The 21,169-nt window shown below is 50.9% G+C and carries 15 protein-coding genes; 10 read left to right on the forward strand and 5 right to left on the reverse strand.

Translation table 11 applies throughout. The annotated features are described in order from the left end of the window. Positions 1 to 393: 393 nt before the first annotated feature. On the forward strand, positions 394 to 1,335 hold the full coding sequence (locus BUB94_RS12040) for an FISUMP domain-containing protein (protein WP_139260216.1): 942 nt from the start codon (positions 394 to 396) through the stop codon (positions 1,333 to 1,335). Between the two features lie 7 nt (positions 1,336 to 1,342). On the opposite strand, the gene BUB94_RS12045 is transcribed toward BUB94_RS12040, so the two are convergent. Genes BUB94_RS12045 through BUB94_RS12055 form a run of 3 tightly spaced genes read right to left on the reverse strand, consistent with a single transcriptional unit; the run spans position 1,343 to position 5,250 of the window. After that, positions 1,343 to 2,749: a hypothetical protein gene (locus BUB94_RS12045; RefSeq protein WP_073237405.1), complete on the reverse strand. Its 1,407-nt coding sequence runs from the start codon at positions 2,747 to 2,749 to the stop codon at positions 1,343 to 1,345. A gap of 3 nt (positions 2,750 to 2,752) precedes the next feature. Further along, positions 2,753 to 3,463 (reverse strand): hypothetical protein, encoded by a 711-nt coding sequence (locus tag BUB94_RS12050; RefSeq protein ID WP_073237406.1) that lies wholly within the window; start codon positions 3,461 to 3,463, stop codon positions 2,753 to 2,755. Between the two features lie 17 nt (positions 3,464 to 3,480). Beyond that, positions 3,481 to 5,250, reverse strand: coding sequence for an ABC-ATPase domain-containing protein (locus BUB94_RS12055; RefSeq protein WP_073237408.1), 1,770 nt, complete (start codon positions 5,248 to 5,250; stop codon positions 3,481 to 3,483). Between the two features lie 153 nt (positions 5,251 to 5,403). Between BUB94_RS12055 and BUB94_RS12060 the strand changes: the two genes are divergently transcribed. The 8 genes from BUB94_RS12060 to BUB94_RS12090 all read left to right on the forward strand — a co-directional run bounded on the left by BUB94_RS12060 (position 5,404) and on the right by BUB94_RS12090 (position 13,551). Then, positions 5,404 to 5,952, forward strand: coding sequence for a PEGA domain-containing protein (locus BUB94_RS12060; RefSeq protein ID WP_073161153.1), 549 nt, complete (start codon positions 5,404 to 5,406; stop codon positions 5,950 to 5,952). A gap of 106 nt (positions 5,953 to 6,058) precedes the next feature. Next, positions 6,059 to 7,453 carry a COG3014 family protein gene (locus BUB94_RS12065; protein ID WP_139258451.1) on the forward strand — a complete coding sequence of 465 codons (1,395 nt, stop codon included), beginning with the start codon at positions 6,059 to 6,061 and terminating at the stop codon, positions 7,451 to 7,453. Between the two features lie 95 nt (positions 7,454 to 7,548). Beyond that, entirely contained in the window at positions 7,549 to 8,406 is an 858-nt protein-coding gene (locus tag BUB94_RS12070; protein ID WP_073237428.1) for a hypothetical protein, read from the forward strand. A gap of 25 nt (positions 8,407 to 8,431) precedes the next feature. Beyond that, positions 8,432 to 9,154, forward strand: coding sequence for a response regulator transcription factor (locus BUB94_RS12075; protein WP_073161156.1), 723 nt, complete (start codon positions 8,432 to 8,434; stop codon positions 9,152 to 9,154). Continuing rightward, the gene (locus BUB94_RS12080; RefSeq protein ID WP_073161157.1) at positions 9,142 to 11,010 is read left to right on the forward strand and encodes a sensor histidine kinase; all 1,869 of its coding nucleotides are present in this window, start codon (positions 9,142 to 9,144) and stop codon (positions 11,008 to 11,010) included. Before BUB94_RS12075 ends, BUB94_RS12080 begins: the two co-directional genes overlap by 13 nt. A gap of 190 nt (positions 11,011 to 11,200) precedes the next feature. Further along, positions 11,201 to 12,538 (forward strand): ATP-dependent 6-phosphofructokinase, encoded by a 1,338-nt coding sequence (locus BUB94_RS12085; protein WP_073237430.1) that lies wholly within the window; start codon positions 11,201 to 11,203, stop codon positions 12,536 to 12,538. 75 nt (positions 12,539 to 12,613) lie between these two features. Continuing rightward, positions 12,614 to 12,757 carry a hypothetical protein gene (locus BUB94_RS16885; protein WP_158236530.1) on the forward strand — a complete coding sequence of 48 codons (144 nt, stop codon included), beginning with the start codon at positions 12,614 to 12,616 and terminating at the stop codon, positions 12,755 to 12,757. Beyond that, on the forward strand, positions 12,754 to 13,551 hold the full coding sequence (locus BUB94_RS12090) for a hypothetical protein (protein WP_073161159.1): 798 nt from the start codon (positions 12,754 to 12,756) through the stop codon (positions 13,549 to 13,551). Before BUB94_RS16885 ends, BUB94_RS12090 begins: the two co-directional genes overlap by 4 nt. Positions 13,552 to 13,615: 64 nt before the next feature. On the opposite strand, the gene BUB94_RS12095 is transcribed toward BUB94_RS12090, so the two are convergent. Then, entirely contained in the window at positions 13,616 to 15,106 is a 1,491-nt protein-coding gene (locus BUB94_RS12095) for a flotillin family protein (protein ID WP_073161160.1), read from the reverse strand. Positions 15,107 to 15,295: 189 nt separating this feature from the next. Continuing rightward, complete coding sequence (gene pta, locus BUB94_RS12100; protein WP_073237433.1) at positions 15,296 to 16,687, reverse strand: phosphate acetyltransferase; 1,392 nt, start codon at positions 16,685 to 16,687, stop codon at positions 15,296 to 15,298. A gap of 306 nt (positions 16,688 to 16,993) precedes the next feature. Here pta and BUB94_RS12105 point away from each other — a divergent pair, with 306 nt between their 5' ends. Then, complete coding sequence (locus BUB94_RS12105; protein WP_073237436.1) at positions 16,994 to 20,881, forward strand: fibro-slime domain-containing protein; 3,888 nt, start codon at positions 16,994 to 16,996, stop codon at positions 20,879 to 20,881. Positions 20,882 to 21,169 lie beyond the last annotated feature (288 nt).

Consider the following 21,169-nt stretch of genomic DNA (forward strand, 5'->3'; position numbering starts at 1 on the left):
AAAGTCTTGGTCCCGTAATCACGTTCGTATTCGACTAATTCCAAGAAATTTCTTGGGCCGTCACTAAGCACATCTCCGATTCCTTCAATCTTCTCGAGAGCCTCTCGGGTTCTCGCTTCCGTCCGTTTCAGCGTTTCGGCTGTCTCGTTCGGAGGTGAGGCCAATTATAGAATTTTCTGGATGAATGTCAAGGGCGTTTCTGCAAAAAAATTCACTTTTTTTGCGATTTTTCAAAGATAACTGTTTTTAATCCACAAAAACTACAACTTATCAACTTTTTATCCACAGCTTTCTTTTGACACCCAGCAAAACAAGCCCTATTTTCTTCGATTTTCTAACTCATTGATCATCAACGAAGTAGAAAAAAGTCCCTTTTATTGTATTTTTATTCCCATGACAAGCCAGAAAAACATCGTCACAACCATTTTCTTAACGTTTGCCGCCCTCTTTTTCGTCGCATGCGCCGAAGATTCAAGTCCAACAGGTGGATCCAACGACGACTGGCATAACAGAATAGAAAACATCCCCGTCAAAAGAAGTTCCTCCAGTAGCGCACAATCCAGTTCCTCTGCATACAAACTAGACGACGTATTCAACCCCGACATTTCCTACGGTGAAATTACAGACAAACGCGACGGGAAAAAATACAGGACCGTACAAATTGAAGACCAGACCTGGATGGCTCAAAACCTCAACTACGCGGACTCCGTAAACACTCCCTCCCTTAAGGGAAAGATGTGGTGCGGAGGCGATTCTACCATCCAAGACTATTGCGATATCTTCGGAAGACTCTACACGTGGGGCGCCGCCGTTGACTCCATAGAGTTTGTAAAGGAAGGGTACAACATTTCCACTAACTATGGTGATTACTTGCACGACACGACACCCTCGCCCAAAATCATAACGGGAATTTGCCCAGAAGGATGGCGCTTGCCTAGCAGCGACGAGTTTGACGACCTGTTCCAAAAGTTCGGAGGATTCTCCACCGCAGGGAAGGCGCTAAAGGCAAAGACAACTTTGTGGAACACCGATTCTGGATCCGATCGTGCAGGTTTTTCTGCCATTCCCACGGGTTATTTGTTCCATGACGGATCCATGAAATACGTTGGGGAAAACGCAAACTTTCACACAACCCAATACAACAACTTACATTCCGTCATCAAAGTGCTGGCGGCAAACCGCGCAAACGCCTCGAGCGAATTTCGCCTTCGAAAAGAAGGCTACTCCATCCGATGCATCAAGATTACAGAAGATGATTTAAGTGCGGACGATCCCGTTGCAGATGAAGATTCTACCGTAGACAAAGATTCTACTGCAGACGAGTTGACAAAGTAAAGTGCCATTAATAGCAACGACCAAAATACTTGTCATCTTCTTTCCAACGAGGCTCTAGCCTAACTTTACAGGCCCCATCAATAAGGTCAAAGGGCTGATATTTCCCTTCACCATTGTGGTAAGCGCGGGAGTGATATTCTTCAATGTCCTCGATGTAGTAGATTACCGTCGAACGACACTCCCTTGACTTTCTGAGTTCATCGTAAGAAATCACCTTGTACCAGTTTCCATCTGGAGCACACTTGTACTTGACAGAATCCTTAAATGCATAAATTTCACGCACAAGGGCAGTGTCACTAATGCAGAGTCCAAGGTCTTTTTCATTCTGTGTAAGGGGGCGCCAAGCGAAGCTCGTATCACAAACATTCGACCCGTAATGCCCATTGGCACTGCGAATATCACAAATAAACTTCTCATCCTGGGAAGCGCCACTTTCAAAAGGATTATCCAGAACTTCAAATAGGTTATCGCGATTGCATTTTCCAAAGCCTAAAAAATGGTTTAGCATTTTGCTTTGCCAGTCCCCGGCAAATTGCCTCATACTGCCGCAGTAATCCCTATGATACCAACTATCTGAGTGACCGCTACCATTCCTAGAATACTTCGCATCCCAGATTAGCTTCATTGAAGAAACTAGAGAATCCATATCGCGGGAAATGAGCGTCAAGTTCATAAGTCCATAATCCACAATCGGCACGACGACATGTTCTTCATTCAGGATTCCATCTTCTGCAAAGTCTGCCTTGACACTATCAAGAAAATCCCTATACCCGGAAGCACTGTTATTCTGCCTTACGAAGGACCAGGCATAAACGACGAAATTGGAGCGGGTGCAGATTGTCCGAACATCACAATTTACACAACGTGTGTCATAATTTTCATAGGGAACATCCACATCTTCGATATCAAAAAGTTCCTCACGAACATTGAGTTGTCTCTGTAGCTCCTGTAACGCCATATTTTTTGCAGTATAGACCGGGTAACCCTGCCGCATCAATTCCATGACTCGCGGGGTTAGCAAAGTACTTGCCGTGCTGAGTATAAATTCGTCTTTACGCCCCACCTCCGTCAAGGATTGAAGCTTTACTGTCACGGAATCATCGGCCTGCAATTCGGCAACAAACATCACCGTCTCGGATTCAATGTTCCTTGCGGGAAATTCAAAACTTACTAGATCCTTAGCCGGCTTTGCAAATACGGTGTCGCCAACAGCTTTCAGTTTTTCATTGACGGCGTAGTAGTAGAACCTGCGAACCGTAAAATCATTCTCGGCCAATACATATCCGACAGGCGCCCGATTATCTAGCCCCAGCTCATAAAGTTCTACAGGTTTTGTGTGGGCTTCCGGACCAATTGAGTCTCCGCAAGATACCAGAAGGAACAACAGGGCGATATGCAATAAAAATCTTAACATATACTACCCCCAGTTTCCACTTGACATTATTTCACGACATTCTATATACCCCTGCTGAATATCGGCATCCAGCTTGATACGGGGATGGTCAATTTTTAGGTTGAAGGAATATTCCTTGGTGTAGTCGGAACAGTCTCCATCATAAAACTGCTCAAAGTTTTTTTTGGAAAACTTGAAATCATCGGGGCCAAGAACCAGTACATTGGAGTAATTGCCATTGTGCCATACAATTTTCTCTGCGGTTTCGCAGTTAATATCGTTGCAGCCGAAAATATCCAAATAGAACCGCGTAGTGGAAACACCACTCCAATAGGGTATATGATCATCACCTGCGTAATCCGTCGCAGCATACTCAATATCCATCTTGAATTCAAACGACAAGGGATTTGCAGAAGAATTCGCCCTATTTACGGACAATGTGACCATCGTGGCAGACGCAGAATCCGAATTGGTCAAAAGAGTCGAATCCATCGGCTGGTAATTTCTAAAGCGGTGGTCATGTTTCAACGACACTTTTACAATCGTATCCGGATGAAGCAAGTCTACATCCAGAGAATCCTGGCGAAGAATGATGGAATCCAGTTCCACAAAATTCGCCACCTTCAATTCATAACGATTCAAGGTTTGGGTATAGTATTCATAGTAGTATCCATTGCAAGCCGCCAAGGCTAGCGCCACTGCACATAGCAGAATATGATACAACTTCGCCACCATTCTCCAATTCCTTTCCGTTACTTTCGACCCATATCCCTTAGGCGGAACAGCACGCAGGCGATATCTACGGGACGAGGCAGACTCATTTCGCGGCTCATGCCCTGGGGCAGGTTGCGGAAACCTACGTTCTTTATTTTGTCGCAAAGTTTGGCGATAGCGTCGGTAATGGAATCCCCCGGCAGCACGGCAGATTTAGACGATTCGTCGGCACTGGCCGCACTCTGGCAAAGATTCAGCAGCATAAAACCGGCGCCAAAACGCTGCTGCTTTCCGGCGAGGGTCACCAGGCGGCTGGTGTCAGAAACCAGGAAGCCGATTTGAACAATGTAGTCTCCGTTCAGCTTGACTTTAACCTGACGTTCCACGGCGGACAGGGGCTTGATGGAAGGCTGTAAGGGTTTGACATAGTCAGAGAAAGTTCTGCTAACCGGGGGAACAAAGGCGGGAAGGTCCGTCGTCACAGCGGGTGCGGCCCCCAGGACTTCGCAGGCCTTGCCCGCAGTCTTTGCACATTCCGCATTGTAGTTGGCCATGACGATAATGTTGTCTGCAAGTTCCAGGTAGTCGCCACAGGCACCTGCCACGAGAATGAAACTGCGGGCCGCAACAGAGGACTCTGCGCCACCACAATCAGAACCGCTCTGCGGATAGCAAATATCGCGGATGCGGTCGGTCAGGGGAATCAGAGGTTCGCGGTCATCGCCCAACAGTTTGCGGACGCGGACATCGCGGATAAGGAAGTTCACCGCCGAGGAGTCTTCGTCAATAAGATATGTAGAGGCGCCAGCTTCCATAGCTTCCAGCAGGTTGGCCGCTTCGCTTGTAGAGCCCGACGCACCCGCCGTCGTAAATTCCTTGGTGCTTACGCCGCCGGGCAGATTACGGACAAACTGCGACAAGTCCGTTCCGCGGACACTGCGGCCATCCTCCACACCCACGCGAACGGCAGTTTCATCGATGACAATGCCTTCGCGGCCATCGCCGGGAACATGGGGATAAACAGAACGAGTCAACGCCTGAAGCAAGGTGGACTTTCCATGGAAGGCGCCACCGGTAATAACGGTAATGCCCTTGGGAATTCCCATGCCGCGGATTTCACGACCGTTCACATTCAGCACGATAGCCATTTCGTCGGGAGACTTGAAGGGGATCGCCCCTTCCATAGGATCTTCGGAAATCCCCGAAACGCGGGGCAACACGGCTCCGTCGGGAACAAAGGCGGCCAGGCCGCGGGAATCCAGTTCGCCAAGGATGGCGCGACGGTCTGCCAGCACTTGATAGTGGGCATCCAGGGCGGCCTCATCGCTCTTGCTATAATAGAGACCGGCTGAAACCAAGTCCGGAAGGACCATGGTCAAAATTTCGGCAGCCGCTTCCGCCTGGATCTTGCGGCCATCGCCAGGAAGACGCACCTGAAGGACCGCACGCAACACGCCGTTATCGATCCACAGGGAATTGCGCACCAGCATTTCGGGGCCGGGCACATCGAAGATTACCGCGGCATCCTTATCCGGGTAGCGTTCCAGCACCAGCTTGCTAAGCCTGCGATACAGAAAATCGCTGAGGGCCAGACGACGTTCAAACTCTACACCCCATTCCGAACCGTAGCCCAGCATCTGGAGGTCCGCCTTTATCATGATTCTGGATGCCGGAGCGTAGGGATCCCCCTGCACATGGAGAAATTCCAGTTCGAAGTCCCCAAAATCCCAAGGTTTGTCGCCGAGAGACTTGTAGAGGCCATAGTTTTTGCCATTCAGCATTCGAATTCGTTGATAAAGAGCTTTCATAAAAACAAAAATAACAATCCTACACCCCTTTTTCCCAATTTTTTATTCACTATTCACTGTACACTCTTCACTTTAAACAAACTTTTTCACAAAAAAAAATTAAATTCCAGTAAAACTTTGTATTTTTTAACGCAAACTTAATAGGAGTAATCCATGAAGAAACTGTATATTTTCGCCCTGATGGTGGCATTCCTCTCCATCAACGTCTTCGCTGCCGATTGCGATGGCGACGAACCTCCTCCTCGCAACCAGAACGCAGTGGTCAACATTATCACTGAACCTCCTAACAGCGACGTGTTCCTGGGTGGCGAACCTCTCGGCAAGAGCCCCATCGAAAACGTGACCGTCAAGTCTGGCCGTCAGACCCTCGTGGTGATCGACCAGGGTTTCGAACTGGTGAACAAGCGCGTGAACATCTGGCCGGGCAAGAACAAGTGCAATGACTTCAACTTCGGTACCAAGATTCCCAAGGGCCACATCAAGGTGACCACCAATCCTGGCAAGTGCATCATCTTCGTTGATGGCGACCAGGCTGACAAGACCGATGGCGCTCCCCTTACCGTCCACAACCTGGATGCAGGTGACCACGTGGTTCGCGCAGAATGCTCCAACCGCAAGTCTGCTGAAGCACTCGTAACCGTTAAGGGTGAAGAAACTGTCGAAGTCACTCTCGACGCTACCGGCAAGAAGAAGAAGAAGTAATTTTCGACTTCAGACACCAAGTTTGACGGAGGCCTGGCTTAACCGCCAGGCTTCTTTTGTTTTAAAAAAAATTAAATTTGCAGCAGTAACAAAGAAGGAACCGACAATGAAACGTCTCTTACTACTCTTGGCCGCAGCCCTTTTGCTTTGCTCCTGCGCCAACAAGTCCATGACCCGCTACGAAGCCTTGGCCCCTGCCCTGGAAAAGGACGGCTTCGACGGAGCCATCCACAAGGTCAAGAAAGAAGAAAAGGACCTGTACGGTTCCAACAGCCAGTTCCTCTATTATTTCGACCTGGGAACCCTCCACCATTACAACAGGGACTTCAAGGAAAGCGCCCTGAACCTGGACAAGGCCGAAGAAATTTACGACGACCTCTATACAAGATCCGTCACCAACGAAGCGGCAGCCGTAGTTACCAACGACAACGTGCGCCCCTACAGAGCCCGCCCCTTTGAAATTGTGGTGCTCCACGAACTGCAAATTTTGAACTACCTGGCCATGGGCGATGTGGACGGAGCCATGGTTGAAGTCAAGCGAGCCCAGCTAGCCTTGGAAAGACTTTACCAGAAGGATAACGAAAAGGTCAACGACAACGGCTTTTTGCGTTACCTCTGCGGCCTGGTTTACGACCTGGCAGGTGAAAGTGACGATGCCGCCATTTCTTACGTTCAGGCCGTGAAGGCCTTCGACGAAGGCAATATCAAGATGCCCAAGGAAGTTTGGGAATTCGTCAACGAGAACCTGCGCCGCACAGACCGCGCCGACAACCTGAAAGACCTGAAGCACGAACCCCTGGCAGCCACTCCCACAGCCTCCAAGGCTCACGAACTGGGTCAGGAAATTATCGTTATCGGTTATGCCGGACATAGCCCCATTCTCGGTGAACTGTACATGTCCGGAACTTTTGTCAGTGGCGGAGTCATGCATCTAAACTACAAGGATTCGCAGACCGGGAAAATCAGTTCCTTCACGCTGGTAGCCCCGCCCGTTTCCGGCGGAAACGGTGAGACGTTCCATATCGGATTCTCCCTCCCCGAAAAGAAGACCCTGCCCCAGCGAGTCAAGGGCTTTGACGTAAGTGTGGACGGCCAGAGATTTTCTCCGGAAAAAATTATGGATGTGAACGCCGAACTGGATAAGAACATCAAGGAAGAAACGCCTACCACCATTACCCGTACCGCCGTTCGCGTGACCCTTCGAACCATTGCCGCACAGCAGGCCAAGAAGGCCATGAAGACGGACAACGTCCTCCTGAATTTAGTGACAAGTCTTGGCACCGATGTGGCCCAGAGCCAGCTGGAACAGGCCGACCTGCGCATCGGTCTCTTTATGCCCAATTCCATTTATATGTCCCGAACCCCGGTAGAAACCGGCGTCCACAACGTGACCGTCAAGGCAACCGGCATGAACGGCGGATACGCTGGAGAGTACACCTTTAAGGACCTGAAGGTTGCCCGCGGACAGAAAGTATTCCTGATTATCCCCGCTATTCGCTAAAAAAGCCTCTAAAAAGGGCATTTCGGCCAATTTGCGGTTTGCTTTTTGGAAAATATTATTTAGTTTGATTCCAAAATCTTTTCTAAGGAGTAGATATGAATTTTAAGGCTCTTATTGCAGCAGGCGCCTTGCTCGCCTCCCAGTCTTTTGCAATTATCGGTATCGGTGGTCACTATGCACCTGGTTTTGGCACCAAGATGAAGGGCATGGACAAGCCTGCCGACATCGCCAAAATTGACGACAACACCGGTATCAGCCTGCAGCACGGCGGCTTTGACGGCACCATGCAGGGTTTCGGTTTCAAGCTGTGGGTAGACATTCTCCCCATTATCGACGTTGAAGCTACCGTCAACTTCCAGTTCGGTTCTTACGACGCAAGCCTCTTTGTCAATTCGGAAAAATCCGTTCAGGAAATTCCCCTGGAAGTCGAACTGGGCGGCACCCCCTTCGGCAAGGCCAACCCCAAGTTCGTAGCCATGAACGGCGACCTCTCCATCACTTACCCCATTACTTCCCTGCCCATTATCCGCCCCTACATCGGCGGTGGCGTGACCTACTACCTGAACTCCTTCGTGCTGAACCAGAAGTTCACCTCTAGCATCGTTGAAGGAGTCAAGCAGGGCGTTGATGATCTGGCCAAGGCATATGGCGAAGTCGCAGATGCAAAGTTGAACGGCGAATCTGAAGAAGTTGTCAACCAAAAGTTGCAGGCAGCCAATACCCAGGCTAGCGCCATTGGCGAGAACATGAAGAAGGATATTCAGACCAAGGCTCTTGACGAAGGTCTCAACACCTCTATCGGCGGCCACGTGCTGGTGGGTATGCGCGCCAAGCTCCCCATCATCCCCATTGCCGCATACGCCAACTTCAAGTACTACTTCGGCGGCGACTATCCCAGCGAAGTCGATCCGGGTAACATGACCGTTGAAGTGGGTGTGGGCCTCGCAATCTAATTCGGCAAATTTTTTAGGTACATAGATGACTCAGAATACTAGCAGCACAAACATTCTCATTATCGAAGACGAAATCGCCATCGCAGAAGGCCTCATCGACCTCTGCGAGCTGAATGGCTACCGCGTCAAGCATGTAATCAATGGCGAAGACGGCCTCGCAGAAGCCCTGACCGGCCAGTACGGTCTTGTACTTCTGGACCTGATGCTCCCGGGCATGGACGGCTTTACCGTTTGCGACAAGATCCGCGAACAGGACAAGAGCCTGCCCATCATCATCCTTTCAGCAAAGAATGCCGACGAAGACATCATCAACGGTCTCAAGTTCGGTGCTGACGACTATATTCCGAAGCCGTTCTCTGTTCCCATGCTCCTGGCCCGTATCGAAGCAGTGCTCCGCCGCAGCCGTCAGAGCATGGAAAACGAAGGCAAGCTCGTTGCCGGAAACCTGAAAGTGAACTTCCGTGAATACACCGGTACTCGCGGTGATGAAGAACTGGCATTTACCCGCAAGGAAATCGAAATCCTCGAATACTTGTGGACTAACCGCGACCACGCCGTTCCCCGTTCCGAACTGCTCCGCAAGGTCTGGGGTTACGAAAATGCTGAATCCGTGGACACCCGTACCGTGGACATCCACATTACCAAGCTCCGCAAGAAGATTGAAGACGATCCTTCTCACCCGAAACTGCTGGTGACCTTCCGCGGTGAAGGCTATCAGATGCGCTCTGCACCCGAATGCGAAAGATAAGTCTCAAAGAAGCTCTCTCATACGTTAAAAAGCACCAGGCGGTCATCAAGGAACGCCTGGTGTTTATTTCCATTTTCCTGATTATCGCAGTTCCGCTGACGATCATATTCGTGCAGTCTTACCGTCAGGCTCGAGACCTTAACGAACGCAACGTCCAGGAAGATATCCAGAAGGCCTTTTCCACGTTTGAACTTGCCTTGTTGCAGGACCTGAACCAGGAAAACCGCCGTTCCTATAAAGCCTACGGCATCTTGAACTCCATTGCCGTCATTGGCGGAAGCGGAAGCCTGCTCTCTGACTTTTTCGTATTCCCCGACCGCATCGGTCCGTTCTGCGAATACGACCCCAACTATCAATGTACCAAGGGCTTGATTGGTCACTTCCAGATTTCCCATAACGGAGATCTGCTTACACCGTTCTACCCGGATACAACAACCCTTATCGGCAAGTCCATCTGGGACAACGCGCTGTTCGACCACCGCGAAGAACGTAAAAAGACCCGCGACCAGATTCAGCACCTCCTGGACACCCTGGACATCAAGAACGGTCTTCCCAAGCGAGCCACCCAGATGATGGACTCCACGGAAACCATCGACCAGCTGTACGATGAAATGCCCGACTTCGCCCTCCCCGTGAGAACGGAAACCACATCGGAAGACGAAGCTATCACCTATATCGCCGAAACCCAGAAGGATGACTCCACTCTGCAGACGGACCTGCTGGCATTCTCCGGGGCAAATACCAACGTCGACATTTCCAACTTCCAGGCAAGGGCCATTAACGATACGATCGTCTTCTACAGACGAATCCTTATCGGTAAGATGCCCGTTATTCAGGGTTTTGCCGTAGACATGTTCCGTTACCTGAACTTTATCGCTCAGGACAAACTAAAAGACTACGTCTATTCCCCTTACGCCATCGAAATTTCCCTGAACGGTCAGACGATTTCTACCATCGGTCGTAGAACATCTTCCCATTACCTGAAGAAGTTCTTCTTCTTAGCCAAGCCCTACGATAGCATTCGATTCTCTATGTTCGCCAGCGAAGCGACGAACATCGGAAGCATGGTCACCCTGATTTCGGGAATCATCCTGCTGATCTTTATCGCAATCGCCCTCTGGACCATCTACCGTTTCATCCAAAGTAAGATGGCTCTGGCCACCAAGCGTCAGGACTTCGTTTCTGCAATTACCCACGAGCTGAAAACGCCTCTTACCGCCATCAAGATGTATGCGGAACTTCTGCAGAATTCCTGGGTGGTCAGCGACGAGAAACGACAGAAGTATTATAACCAGATCGCCAGCGAAGCCGACAGACTTTCCCGACTGATCCAGAATGTGCTGAACCTTTCAAAACTGGATGGCAACCGCTGGAACGTGCAGCTACGCAGGGAACGCCCCAAGGCTGTGCTAGACGACTTTATCGCCACCTACAGCAAGAACGTAGAAAAGCAGGGTTTCGAGCTGACCGTTTCTTCGGATACGGATGCAAGCAACATCGCATTGCTAATTGACCGCGATGCCATTATGCAGATTCTGATGAACCTGGTGGACAATTCCCTGAAGTTCAGCAAGAAGTCGGACTACAAGATGATCAATATCGAATTGGCCATCAAGGGTACTGACATGTACCTTGCGGTCCGTGACTTCGGCCCCGGTATTCCTGCCTCCGAAATGAAGAAGGTGTTCCAGGAATTCTACCGCGTCGAAAACGAAATGACCCGCCAGACAAGTGGAACAGGTATCGGTCTTTCCATGGTCAAGAAGCTCTGCACCCTGACCAACCTGAAGATCGAACTGGAAAACGCAAATCCCGGTTTGCGCACCAAGATTCACTTCCCGCCGCTGGACCTTTAGTTAAATAATTTGTTACCGATAAAACTTAAGTTTGCAACATTTTTTGCGAACTTAATAATGTATTTTTTGCAGAAAATACTGCTGCTCAGCCGTGCTAGAAAGCAAGCCTTTTGTCGCGGCTTCCGCTTTTATGTATTTTTTAAGTACAAGGGCAAGCTGTATAACCCAGCAACCATAAAGGGATGCTAGTATGACTCAAGAAGATATTCTGCAGAATCCGTCTGAATATGATCTTTCTATTGAAACCGTTGGCGTGGGAACTCTGAAGTCCCCCATGAAGGGTATCCAGTTCACTTCTGATAGCGAACAGGTTAGCCTTACTACCGACGTAAACCGTCTGAAGCACTTCTACGAAACCAACACCCCGGTCCCCAGCCTGGAAGCTGCCGGCCCCCGCGAAACCATTTTCCACGACCCGGCCTGGACCCGTGCAGGCATCGTGACCTGCGGCGGCCTCTGCCCCGGCCTCAACAGCGTGATCAAGGGCCTCGTACAGACTCTGTGGTTTGATTACGGTGTCCGCAACATTTTCGGTATCCCTTACGGTTACCGCGGTCTCAACCCGCAGTACGGTTATTCTCCCAAGGTTCTGAACCCGGATGTGGTTGACGCCATCCAGGAAGACGGCGGCACCATTCTCGGTAGCTCCCGCGGTAACCAGGACGCAGCCGTCATGGTGGACACCTTGATGCGCCTCAACATCAACGTGCTTTTCTGTATCGGCGGTGACGGCACCCTCCGCGGCGCCCACGATATTGCCGAAGAAGTTAAAAAGCGTAAGCAGCCGATTTCCGTTATCGGCATTCCCAAGACTATTGATAACGACTTGAACCTAATTGACAGAACCTTCGGTTTCGAAACAGCAGTTCTCAGTGCTACCGACGTTATCACCTGCGCCCATAACGAAGCAAACGGTGCATTCAACGGTCTTGGCCTGGTAAAACTCATGGGTCGCGACTCCGGCTTCATCGCAGCATACGCAGCACTCGCCACCACCGTGGTGAACATCTGCCTGGTTCCCGAAGTTCCCTTTACTCTGGAAGGTCTCTGCAAGGCTCTTGAAAGCCGCTACGACAACGGCAAGACTCACGCCGTGATCGCTGTGGCCGAAGGCGCCGGCCAGGAACTGTTCAACGACCAGCCCGAACGCAAGGACGCCAGCGGCAACATCCTGAAGAACGACATTGGTGAATTCCTTACCCGAAAGATCAAGGAACACTTCAAGAACGTGGGCAAGGAAATCAACATCAAGTACTTCGACCCCAGCTACATGGTCCGCAGCACCCCGGCAAAGGGCACCGACGCCATCTTCTGCTTCCAGCTGGCTGAAGCCGCCGTACACGCTGGTATGGCCGGTAAGACCGACATGGTCGTCGGCAGCATGAACAATGTGTTCTCTCATGTTCCTATCGAATATGCTGTCAACGAACGTAAGAAGATCAACCCCAACGGAACCCTGTGGCACGCTGTTCTCGGTATGACCCGTCAGCAGGACTACTTCTCCGGCAAGGGCAAGGGCCACAAGTAATTCCATTCTTTTTAAAGTTAGCGGTACGGGAACGCAAGTTCCCAAATCCCGCTTACCCAATATCGCAAACTGTATATGTTAAAGAAAGAAGAAAAAGTTCTGATTCGCACCGCTCTAATGGAGTATCGGTATCTCTTGTTCAAGACCTACCACGGCACCGATGAAGAAAAATCCCGCATTGCCCAGCTGAACAAGCTGCTGCAGAACTGGAAGGTATGAATAAGTTCTTCGCCACATTACTGATGATTGCGATTTCTGCGACCTTTGGTTTCGCGGATTCTACAGGTGTGGCCAACGCCGGCTACAACGGTAAAGAGGATTTGCGTATCGCGGATTCCTGTTTCACCGCTCGCGCCGAACGCGCCAATGGGGATAAAGCAGACAAGAAGAATGCAAACCTGATGATCGAGAAGTATCGTGCCGCCATGGCAGACTCCTCCGTTCTCGAGGCTGCGACCGAAGGTTTGACCAAGAGTCTTTTCTTCAGTTTCCGATTCGTTCACTTCGACAAGAGCAAGCGTAAGCAGAAACTGGACAGCCTGAAGACCATCAGCGAAAACGCCTACAGGCAATTCCCCAAGAACAAGGAAATCGCCCATGTGTACGCGTCGGCCATTTCTATGTGGGGTAATGAACGCGGAGCTCTCGCCTCTGTGAAGGACGGCGTAGCCAACATTGTCCGCGACGTTTCTACCGCAGCCGAAGACTGGCAGATTCTAGGCAGGGCCCACTTTATGCTGCCCTATGTTCCCCTGGTGCTTTCATGGCCCGACAAGAAGCTGGCGGACAAGTACCTGACCATGGCCCTGCAGCAGAACCCCAAGGACCTGTACAACTATTACTTCCTGGCGGATTTGAGATTTGACCAGAAGCGTTACGCCGACGCCCTGGACCTGATCGACCGCGGCCTTGCAAGAGGCGTTCGTACCAGCTACTTCCTGGAAGACAAGCGTGGACGTTGGCACCTGAAGGAACTCCAGAAGAAGATCAACGAAAGATTGGACAAGAAGTAAAAAAAATATGAACTACAAGAAACGCGACCTCAATGAGGTCGCGTTTTGTGTTTAACGTTTTTGATTACTTGTCGGAATCTTTCTTTTCTTCAGCAATCTGCTTGACACCACCCACACCTGCAAGCTTTGCACCGAACATGCTGCCCACAATGGTCTTCAAGTCGATACCTACGGAATCGGTAAGACCGTTGGTGATCTGAGAAAGAGTCTTGGTAATATCTTCTGTAAGCTTGGCGGTATTGCCTTCGCCGTACATAGTGATGCTTCCAATCTTTTCCATGGGCTTTGCGATGTTGCTTGCCACAGCAGGGAGCTGTTCAAAGAATTTTTCCAAGGTCTTCAGCTGCATTTCCTGACGAGCGGCCTCACCATACTTCTTCATGGCTTCAGCCTTCTTGTCCAGAGCTTCAGCTTCTGCAATACCCTTGGCCTTCACGGCGTCTGCTTCAGCTTCACCTTTGGCCTTGATAGCAGCTGCTTCAGCGAATGCCTTTTGCTTTTCTGCTTCTGCCACCTTGGTGATTGCCACGGCGCGCTGTTCCTCGGTGTAACGGGTTGCTTCAGCATCCTTCTGTTGCTGGAACAAGTCGGCTTCAGACTTCTGAATCATGGCCTGACGTTCAGCTTCGGCCTTCTTCTGAATTTCAGCTTCCAGTTCCTTCTGGCGGACAGCCACCATCTTTTCGCGAACTTCAATTTCCTTTTCCTGCTTAGCGATGTTTGCTTCGGCATTGGCAATTTCAATTTCGCGACGCTGCTTCTGTTCCTGGATTTTATAGGCAGCATCAGCAATAGCCTGTTCCGTATCAGAAATCTTTTGCAGGTTAGCCTTCTTCACTGCCAGATCATTTTGCTTCTGAGCAATTTCCAGGTCAGCGGCAACAGCAGCATCGTTAGCTTCCTTCTTAGCCTGAGACTGGGCAACACTAATATCACGTTCAGCATTAGCCTTAGAAATGGCGGCTGCCTTGCGGATAGCCACAGTCTTGTCTACGCCCAAGTTTTCGATAACACCATTGCTGTCTGCAAAATTCTGGATATTGAAAGTCTGCACAATAATACCCAGCTTTTCCAAATCCGGAATAGCATTTTCAAGGACGCGTTCAGAAACCTGCTTACGGTCGCTCACCATATCAACCAGCTTCATCTGGCCCACGATTTCACGCATGTTACCTTCAAGAACGTCGACCACCATTTCCTTGATCTGTTCGGGCTTCTTGTTCAAGAAGTTCTGGGCAGAGGCCCTAAGCCTCGAAGGATCGTCAGAAATCTTCACGTTCACGACAGCATCAACAACCACATTGATGTAATCAGAAGTAGGGACTGCATTACGAGTCTTCACGTCAATAGGAATAAGCTGCAAACTCAGGTGATCCGCACGTTCAAAGAACGGAATGCAAAAACCTGCGCGACCAATGATAACACGAGGCTGTTTCTGGATACCAGATACAATCACGGCTTCATCCGGTGCAGCCTTGATATAGGCGGCAAAGAACAGGATGATGAAAAGTAAGACAAGCACACCAACGATGGCGATGATTGTTTCAGTGGACATTTGTTCTCCTTTTTTATTTTTCGTCCTTCTAGTTAACTTGTTCTCTTCCTTAATGAAGATACGATTTTTTTATCTCTTCGGATCAAAAAATCGGAAAAATCGTACAAGCGTAAACCTGCATAAATTTTTCCTTAAAAAAAGACTCGCCTACTGACAAGCGAGTCTTTTTTGCATTAGCCAAACTAGCTTTTAAGCCTGTGCCTGAACAGCAGTGAGAGCGATGGTGTAGACGATATCTTCTACCAAGGCGCCACGGGACAGGTCGTTCACCGGCTTGGCGAGGCCCTGGAGCATGGGACCGATGGCGATGGTGCCACGGGCGGAACGCTGCACGGCCTTGTAGCCGATGTTACCGGCAGACAGGTCGGGGAACACGAACACGGTTGCCTTGCCGGCCACAGCGGAACCCGGAGCCTTCAGGGAGCCAACGCTGGGAGTGGTGGCGGCGTCATACTGCAGCGGGCCATCCAGGGCCATGTCGGGGCGGGCAGCCTTGGCAATTGCAGTAGCTTCCTTCACCAGGTCAGCGTCGGGACCCTTACCGGAATTGATGGTGCTGTAGGAGAGCATGGCCACACGGCTGGGAAGGCCGAAAGCCTTTGCGGTATCGTCGCACTGGAGGGCGATGCCGGCCAGTTCTTCGGCGGTGGGGTTCAGGTTGATGGCGCAGTCGCCGTAAACGTAAGTCTGACCGGGCAGGCACATGAAGAACACGGAGCTGACGGACTTGACGCCGGGAGCGCACTTGATGATCTGGAGAGCCGGACGGAGAGTGTCGGCAGTAGAGTGGATGGCGCCAGAAACGAGGCCGTCCACTTCGCCCATCTTCAGCATCATGGTAGCGAGGGTCACGTTATCCTTGAGGGCGGCGCGGGCCTGTTCTTCGGTCATGCCCTTGGACTTGCGGAGTTCAACCAGGGTGGGAACATACTTTTCGGCGAGAGCTTCGGAAGGTTCGATAATTTCGATGCTGGCGGGAAGGGTTACACCAACGGACTTGGCGGTGGCCTCGATTTCAGACTTGGCACCTACGAGAACAGGCACGGCGATGTTACGTTCTACAGCGAGAACGGCGGCCTGGACGGTACGGGGTTCGGAACCTTCGGGCAGGACAATGCGCTTTGCAGCCTTGGAAGCCTTGATCAGGAGGCCTGCGCGGAACATGGCCTGGGAGGTCTTGCGTTCGGCGGCGGGTTCAGCCAGGTCGCGGGCAATGCACTTGGGGCAATGGAGGAGGCGCTTGGGGCAGAACAGGTCGGCATCTTCGTTGTCGGAATAGATCTTGGAATCGAGAGCGGTTGCAAGGGCTTCGTTGTATGCCTGGGCGCAGACGGGGCTCATGCCTACGGCACCTTCTACCACTACCAGGTCCACGTTTTCGAAATCCTGCTTGAGGAAGTCGGCGGCGATGGTTTCCATGAGGACGGCGGTCTTGTCGGCCTTGATCTGGGCGGCGGCAGCGGCACCGTTTACAGCGGGCTTGTAGGTGGCGACCTTGAGGCCTGCGGCGGCTACGGCTTCACTTGCTTCCTTGATTTTAGCTTCCATGTTTTCGGAGGCTACGAGATATACGCGATTCATTCTGAAATCTCCATTTTTCGATTAAAGTTCTTTTTCCAGTTAGCTTTTCTTTTTACGGCATAAAAATTAGGATTTTGACTCCCCGAAAGCACCTGTTTTTTTCAAAAATGCCTTTTTTGCGAAAAAAAAACGTTCAAAATCGGCGTTTATAGGCCTGTCTTATTCCAGTTCGCGGCTCCCTTCCCGACGTATCCCAATTACAAAAAAAACTTTACAAGTTATTGATACAAAAGCACTTGAGTAATGTTAAAAAAAAATTATTTTTGTGGCGGTTTTGTTGTTTGGGAAATTCTAAGGAGAGAACGGATGCGGTTGACGAACCTATTCCGGAGCTTGGCGGTTGGCCTGGCTCTGTTTACTATTTCTGCAAATGCGGCAACTGTCGCTATCGCCCATATCATTTACGAGGGTGACAGTCTTTACTATGCTGATAACGAAGAAAAGCTGAAGTACAGCTTGGTCAGCCAGGAACGCGACGGTACCTATACAATCAAGTTCAACGAAGAACGCCTTGACGACGGGAAGGCTGAACTCCGCAGGCTTCGCTTCGGTCTAAACTGCGAAAAGAATACGGACAAGTGCGGCACGTACCTCACTTCCGAAGAAAAGGATATGCCTTACCTGGCTACGCTTTTCCCGGAGTATGACCAGACCATCAAGAATCAGCCCGTTTACGAAGTCTGGCTCAAGCTGAGTCAGGGTTCTCTTGAAATTCTGCCGGGCATTCCCGACGAATACGTGGTACCCGATTCCGCCACGGTCATTATTAGGCTGCTCCCCTCCTGGAACAACACCACGGCTCTCATGACCCTCAACGGCAAGGACTACTCCATGACTCCCATCCGCGAAACCTACTGCGGATGGTTCGAAGATACCCTTAGAATTGTTCCCAAGAATGTCTACGTCTCCTTCAAGCAGACTATCGGCGACATGTACATCGGCAAGAACGGTCCCATCAAGGAACCCATCGACATCGAAGACGAAATCAAGCTGGACTCCGCACTGGCCATCGGCAAGGAACTCTGGATCGTGGCCAACCAGTATGGCGAACCCGAGATTTCTACCGCATTCCCCGAAATTCTCGGCGACTGCCCTGTAAAGAAACTGCCCGTCATGATGTTCGACTGGCTCCACGGCGACCAGGGTGATGAAAAGAACGCAATCGCACAGGCAGGCACTACAAGCCAGGACTTCGGTACCGGCGGATGTAAGGGCGAAGACAACGCCTACAAGGCCCGCCTGGGCATGGTCGAAAGGGAACTTGGCCCCAACGGAGTTCCTGTCAGGGCAAAGAACTTCCCCAAGGAATGCGAAATTACGGATCACCTTGATTACTGGTTCCTGCCCGAAGTCTTGGCAACCGATGCCGCCGGCAACCAGTACACCAACGCCACTTGCCGTGATCTGGAACTGACTCTGGACAACAAGGGTTTCTGGCTGGGTCAGAAGAACCTGGAAAGCCCCGAAAAGGGTCTCTTCTTCCTGGATGACTTCAAATTCCTGGATGAGGCAGGAACTGTTCCCAACCCCAACTTCGACTGGATCAACGGTGGCGAAAATATCGGTACCCACAACTATGGCTTTACCATGAAGATCCAGGCCCAGTTTGAATATGTAAGGGGCCAGTACTTTGAATTCTACGGCGATGACGATGTGTGGGTTTTCATCAACAACAAGCTTGTGGTGGATATCGGCGGCCAACATCACCAGGTTAGCGGTTCTGTAAAGCTGGATACCATCGGACAGGATACAGGCGACCCCCTGATTCCTGGCGAAACCTACCCGTTCCACATTTTCTACGCAGAACGTCACAAGGATGAATCCAACTTCAAGATGCGTACGTCTATCGACCTGAAGACTGACGCCAGCATGTTCCTGAAGGACATTCCCGGTGGCGAAAAGGTTATCCAGAAGGAAGTTTGGCAGATTGTCCGTAAGACCGCCCTGGCCTGCGACTTCTCTACAAGCCCCGAACTTCGCGACACCACTCTCGGCCCCTCAACATTCACCTTGTTCGGTAAGAGTCTGGCCAAGGGAGGCATCGCCCTCTCCAAGCTTGATTCCGCCTACTATAGCGGTATCAAGGTCACCAATGACTATACCATGCTTACCATTGACCTGCAGGCGATCGGCTTTGCGCAGAGTCTGCCGCCGGGAACCTACTACGTACGCGTAGCCCTCCGCGACAGTCCCGACCAGTACAAGGACGTCTACTTTACCGTGGATCCCTACGAACTGCCCAACCTGGCATACGCAAGCGTCAAGGATTCTAGCTACTGTGTCGCCAACATCAGCGAAACGGCAGATTCCACAATGGACTCCACTTGCTACACCCAGTACTGGCACGCATTCGGTAACGAGATCTCCCGCGACGTTTCCAGCGATACTCTCCCTGTTAACCTCGACCGTACTGAACGTATGTGGGCAGGACGCTCCTACCCCGTCAACATCATGTATGCAGAAGAATGGGCTACTATCTATAGCGGTATCGCAGTATCCATCATTTCTACTAACCCGAACCTGATCGCATGCGACTCCCTGGGCAACATCATTGACGAAGTGGTCCTGGTAGCAGGCCATGCCAGCTTCTATATCAAGGCCCAGGACGAAGTGATTAACGCCACCTTGACAATCAAGAGTGCAGGCGCCAAGAACGCTTCTGTAGACTGGACAAACATCAACATTGCAGTCCCGCCTGTTCCGCAGATTGATTCCGCATTCATCTACGACAGAAATGGCGATGGACGCGCTGACAGCATCTGGCTTCACTTCAACAAGGCCCTCGGCGGCCAGAGTGTTCTGGATTCCCTGAAGTTCGTATTCGGTAGCAATTTCGATACCCCCTACAAGGCAGTCTACAACGACGGTGAAGATTTCGCCTATGTCGTTGCAAGTGGTTCGGGATTCAGCACCTCGATCTATACCGGCGGTGCAATGGCTCCCTACAACGGAAAGATTACCGTTTACTACACCTACACTGACGAATCCGGCAAGCAGTCCTACTTCCCTGTGGAAGGCATCCTGTACGACAGAGTCGGTCCTGTTATCGTCGCCGCTGAAATTGAATACATGAGCGACGGTAATACGTTCCTGAGACTGTCCTTCAGTGAAGGCGTCAACGAGGAAAACGCAAACATTGATTTGTTCAGTTTCCACTGCTGGAAGGACAAGGTCCTTCATACTGTAGTAAAGACCCCCGGAAGAATCGGCGCAGGACAGCCCAACCAGTGGAGTCTTGTCTTCTCCAAGGGTAGCACACAGGATATCGTCCCTGCCGTAGGCGACTCCATCAGGTTCACGGTTCCCTCTATGGGCGGACAGGCTCACGACCTAATCGGAATTCTCCCCCACGAAGGAAACCCCTGGGTACGAATCACCGGCGAGCAGAAGGTTACCGTTACCAGCCCGAAGGTTGTGGCCCTGGATCCTGCCGCAGAGAATTTCGAGAGAGCAAAGGAAATCATTACCAACCCCAACGCCACGGTTCCGAAGCTGGTCGTTAGCGAACAGGCCATGAGCGCAGAACAGGTCGCCGCAGTTTACGGCACACAGGGTCATTACCTGGGAGACCTGGACATGGCACAGTTGGTAGAAAATGAGATTGCCGAAATTGTGAAGGCCGTTCAGAGCACTCCCAGCTACGTAGACAAGAAGGCAGCAAACGATCCCGCTAACGCCGACAAGACCTACACCATCGATGAAATCATCACCGCCGTCGCAAACGGTACCATGAGCATCGGTGAAGCCAAGGACAGATTTGACCTCAGCGAAGTCATCGTAGACGCTTACGAAAACGGTCTTCTGAATGTCGAAAATCTGCACTACTACTCCAGCGGTACCGAAGCCGACATCAAGAACATCGTCTCTACCGTTGCAGAAAGCACCGTGCTGACTTACAAGACCTTCTACTACACCAGCCTTGGCCACTATGTTAGCGGTCAGACCGGCAGACTGACCTGTAACGACGACATCTTCAAGGATGGCGGACGCAAGAACTGCCTGGATTCCGACGGCAAGCTGTTCCTGGCCTGGAACATGCGCGCAGACAACGGAAGACTCGCCGCAACTGGTGTCTACATCGCCCGTCTGGAAATCAAGATCAAGGTAAACACCAAGACCATTACCGACAAGACCCAGGACTTCCTCTGGGGCGTCCGTCGCGGTCAGGTTAACGCCATTGACCTTGGTCTCTAATTAGACTGTTCTAAAAAATTCTTACACGGAATCCCCCTGCCAAAGGGGGATTTTTTTTGGAACGAACTCCCCCAAAAAGGCCTCAAAAAAAGTTTTCTCCGGTATTTTTACAAAAACGCACTCTTTACTTGTTGCATTCCAATCAGGAATAATTTATTTCTACGGAGACCTAGAGACTCGTTTGGTGTAGCGAGCCTCACTAAGGAGAGATTGGATGGTGTGTAGAGTACTTCTTGAGAAGGCAAGGAAGTTGCCTTCCCTTGTTTCGTTTAACAAATTTAAACCCCT

The organism is Fibrobacter sp. UWH9, assembly GCF_900129715.1.
In the GTDB taxonomy this organism is placed as follows: domain Bacteria; phylum Fibrobacterota; class Fibrobacteria; order Fibrobacterales; family Fibrobacteraceae; genus Fibrobacter.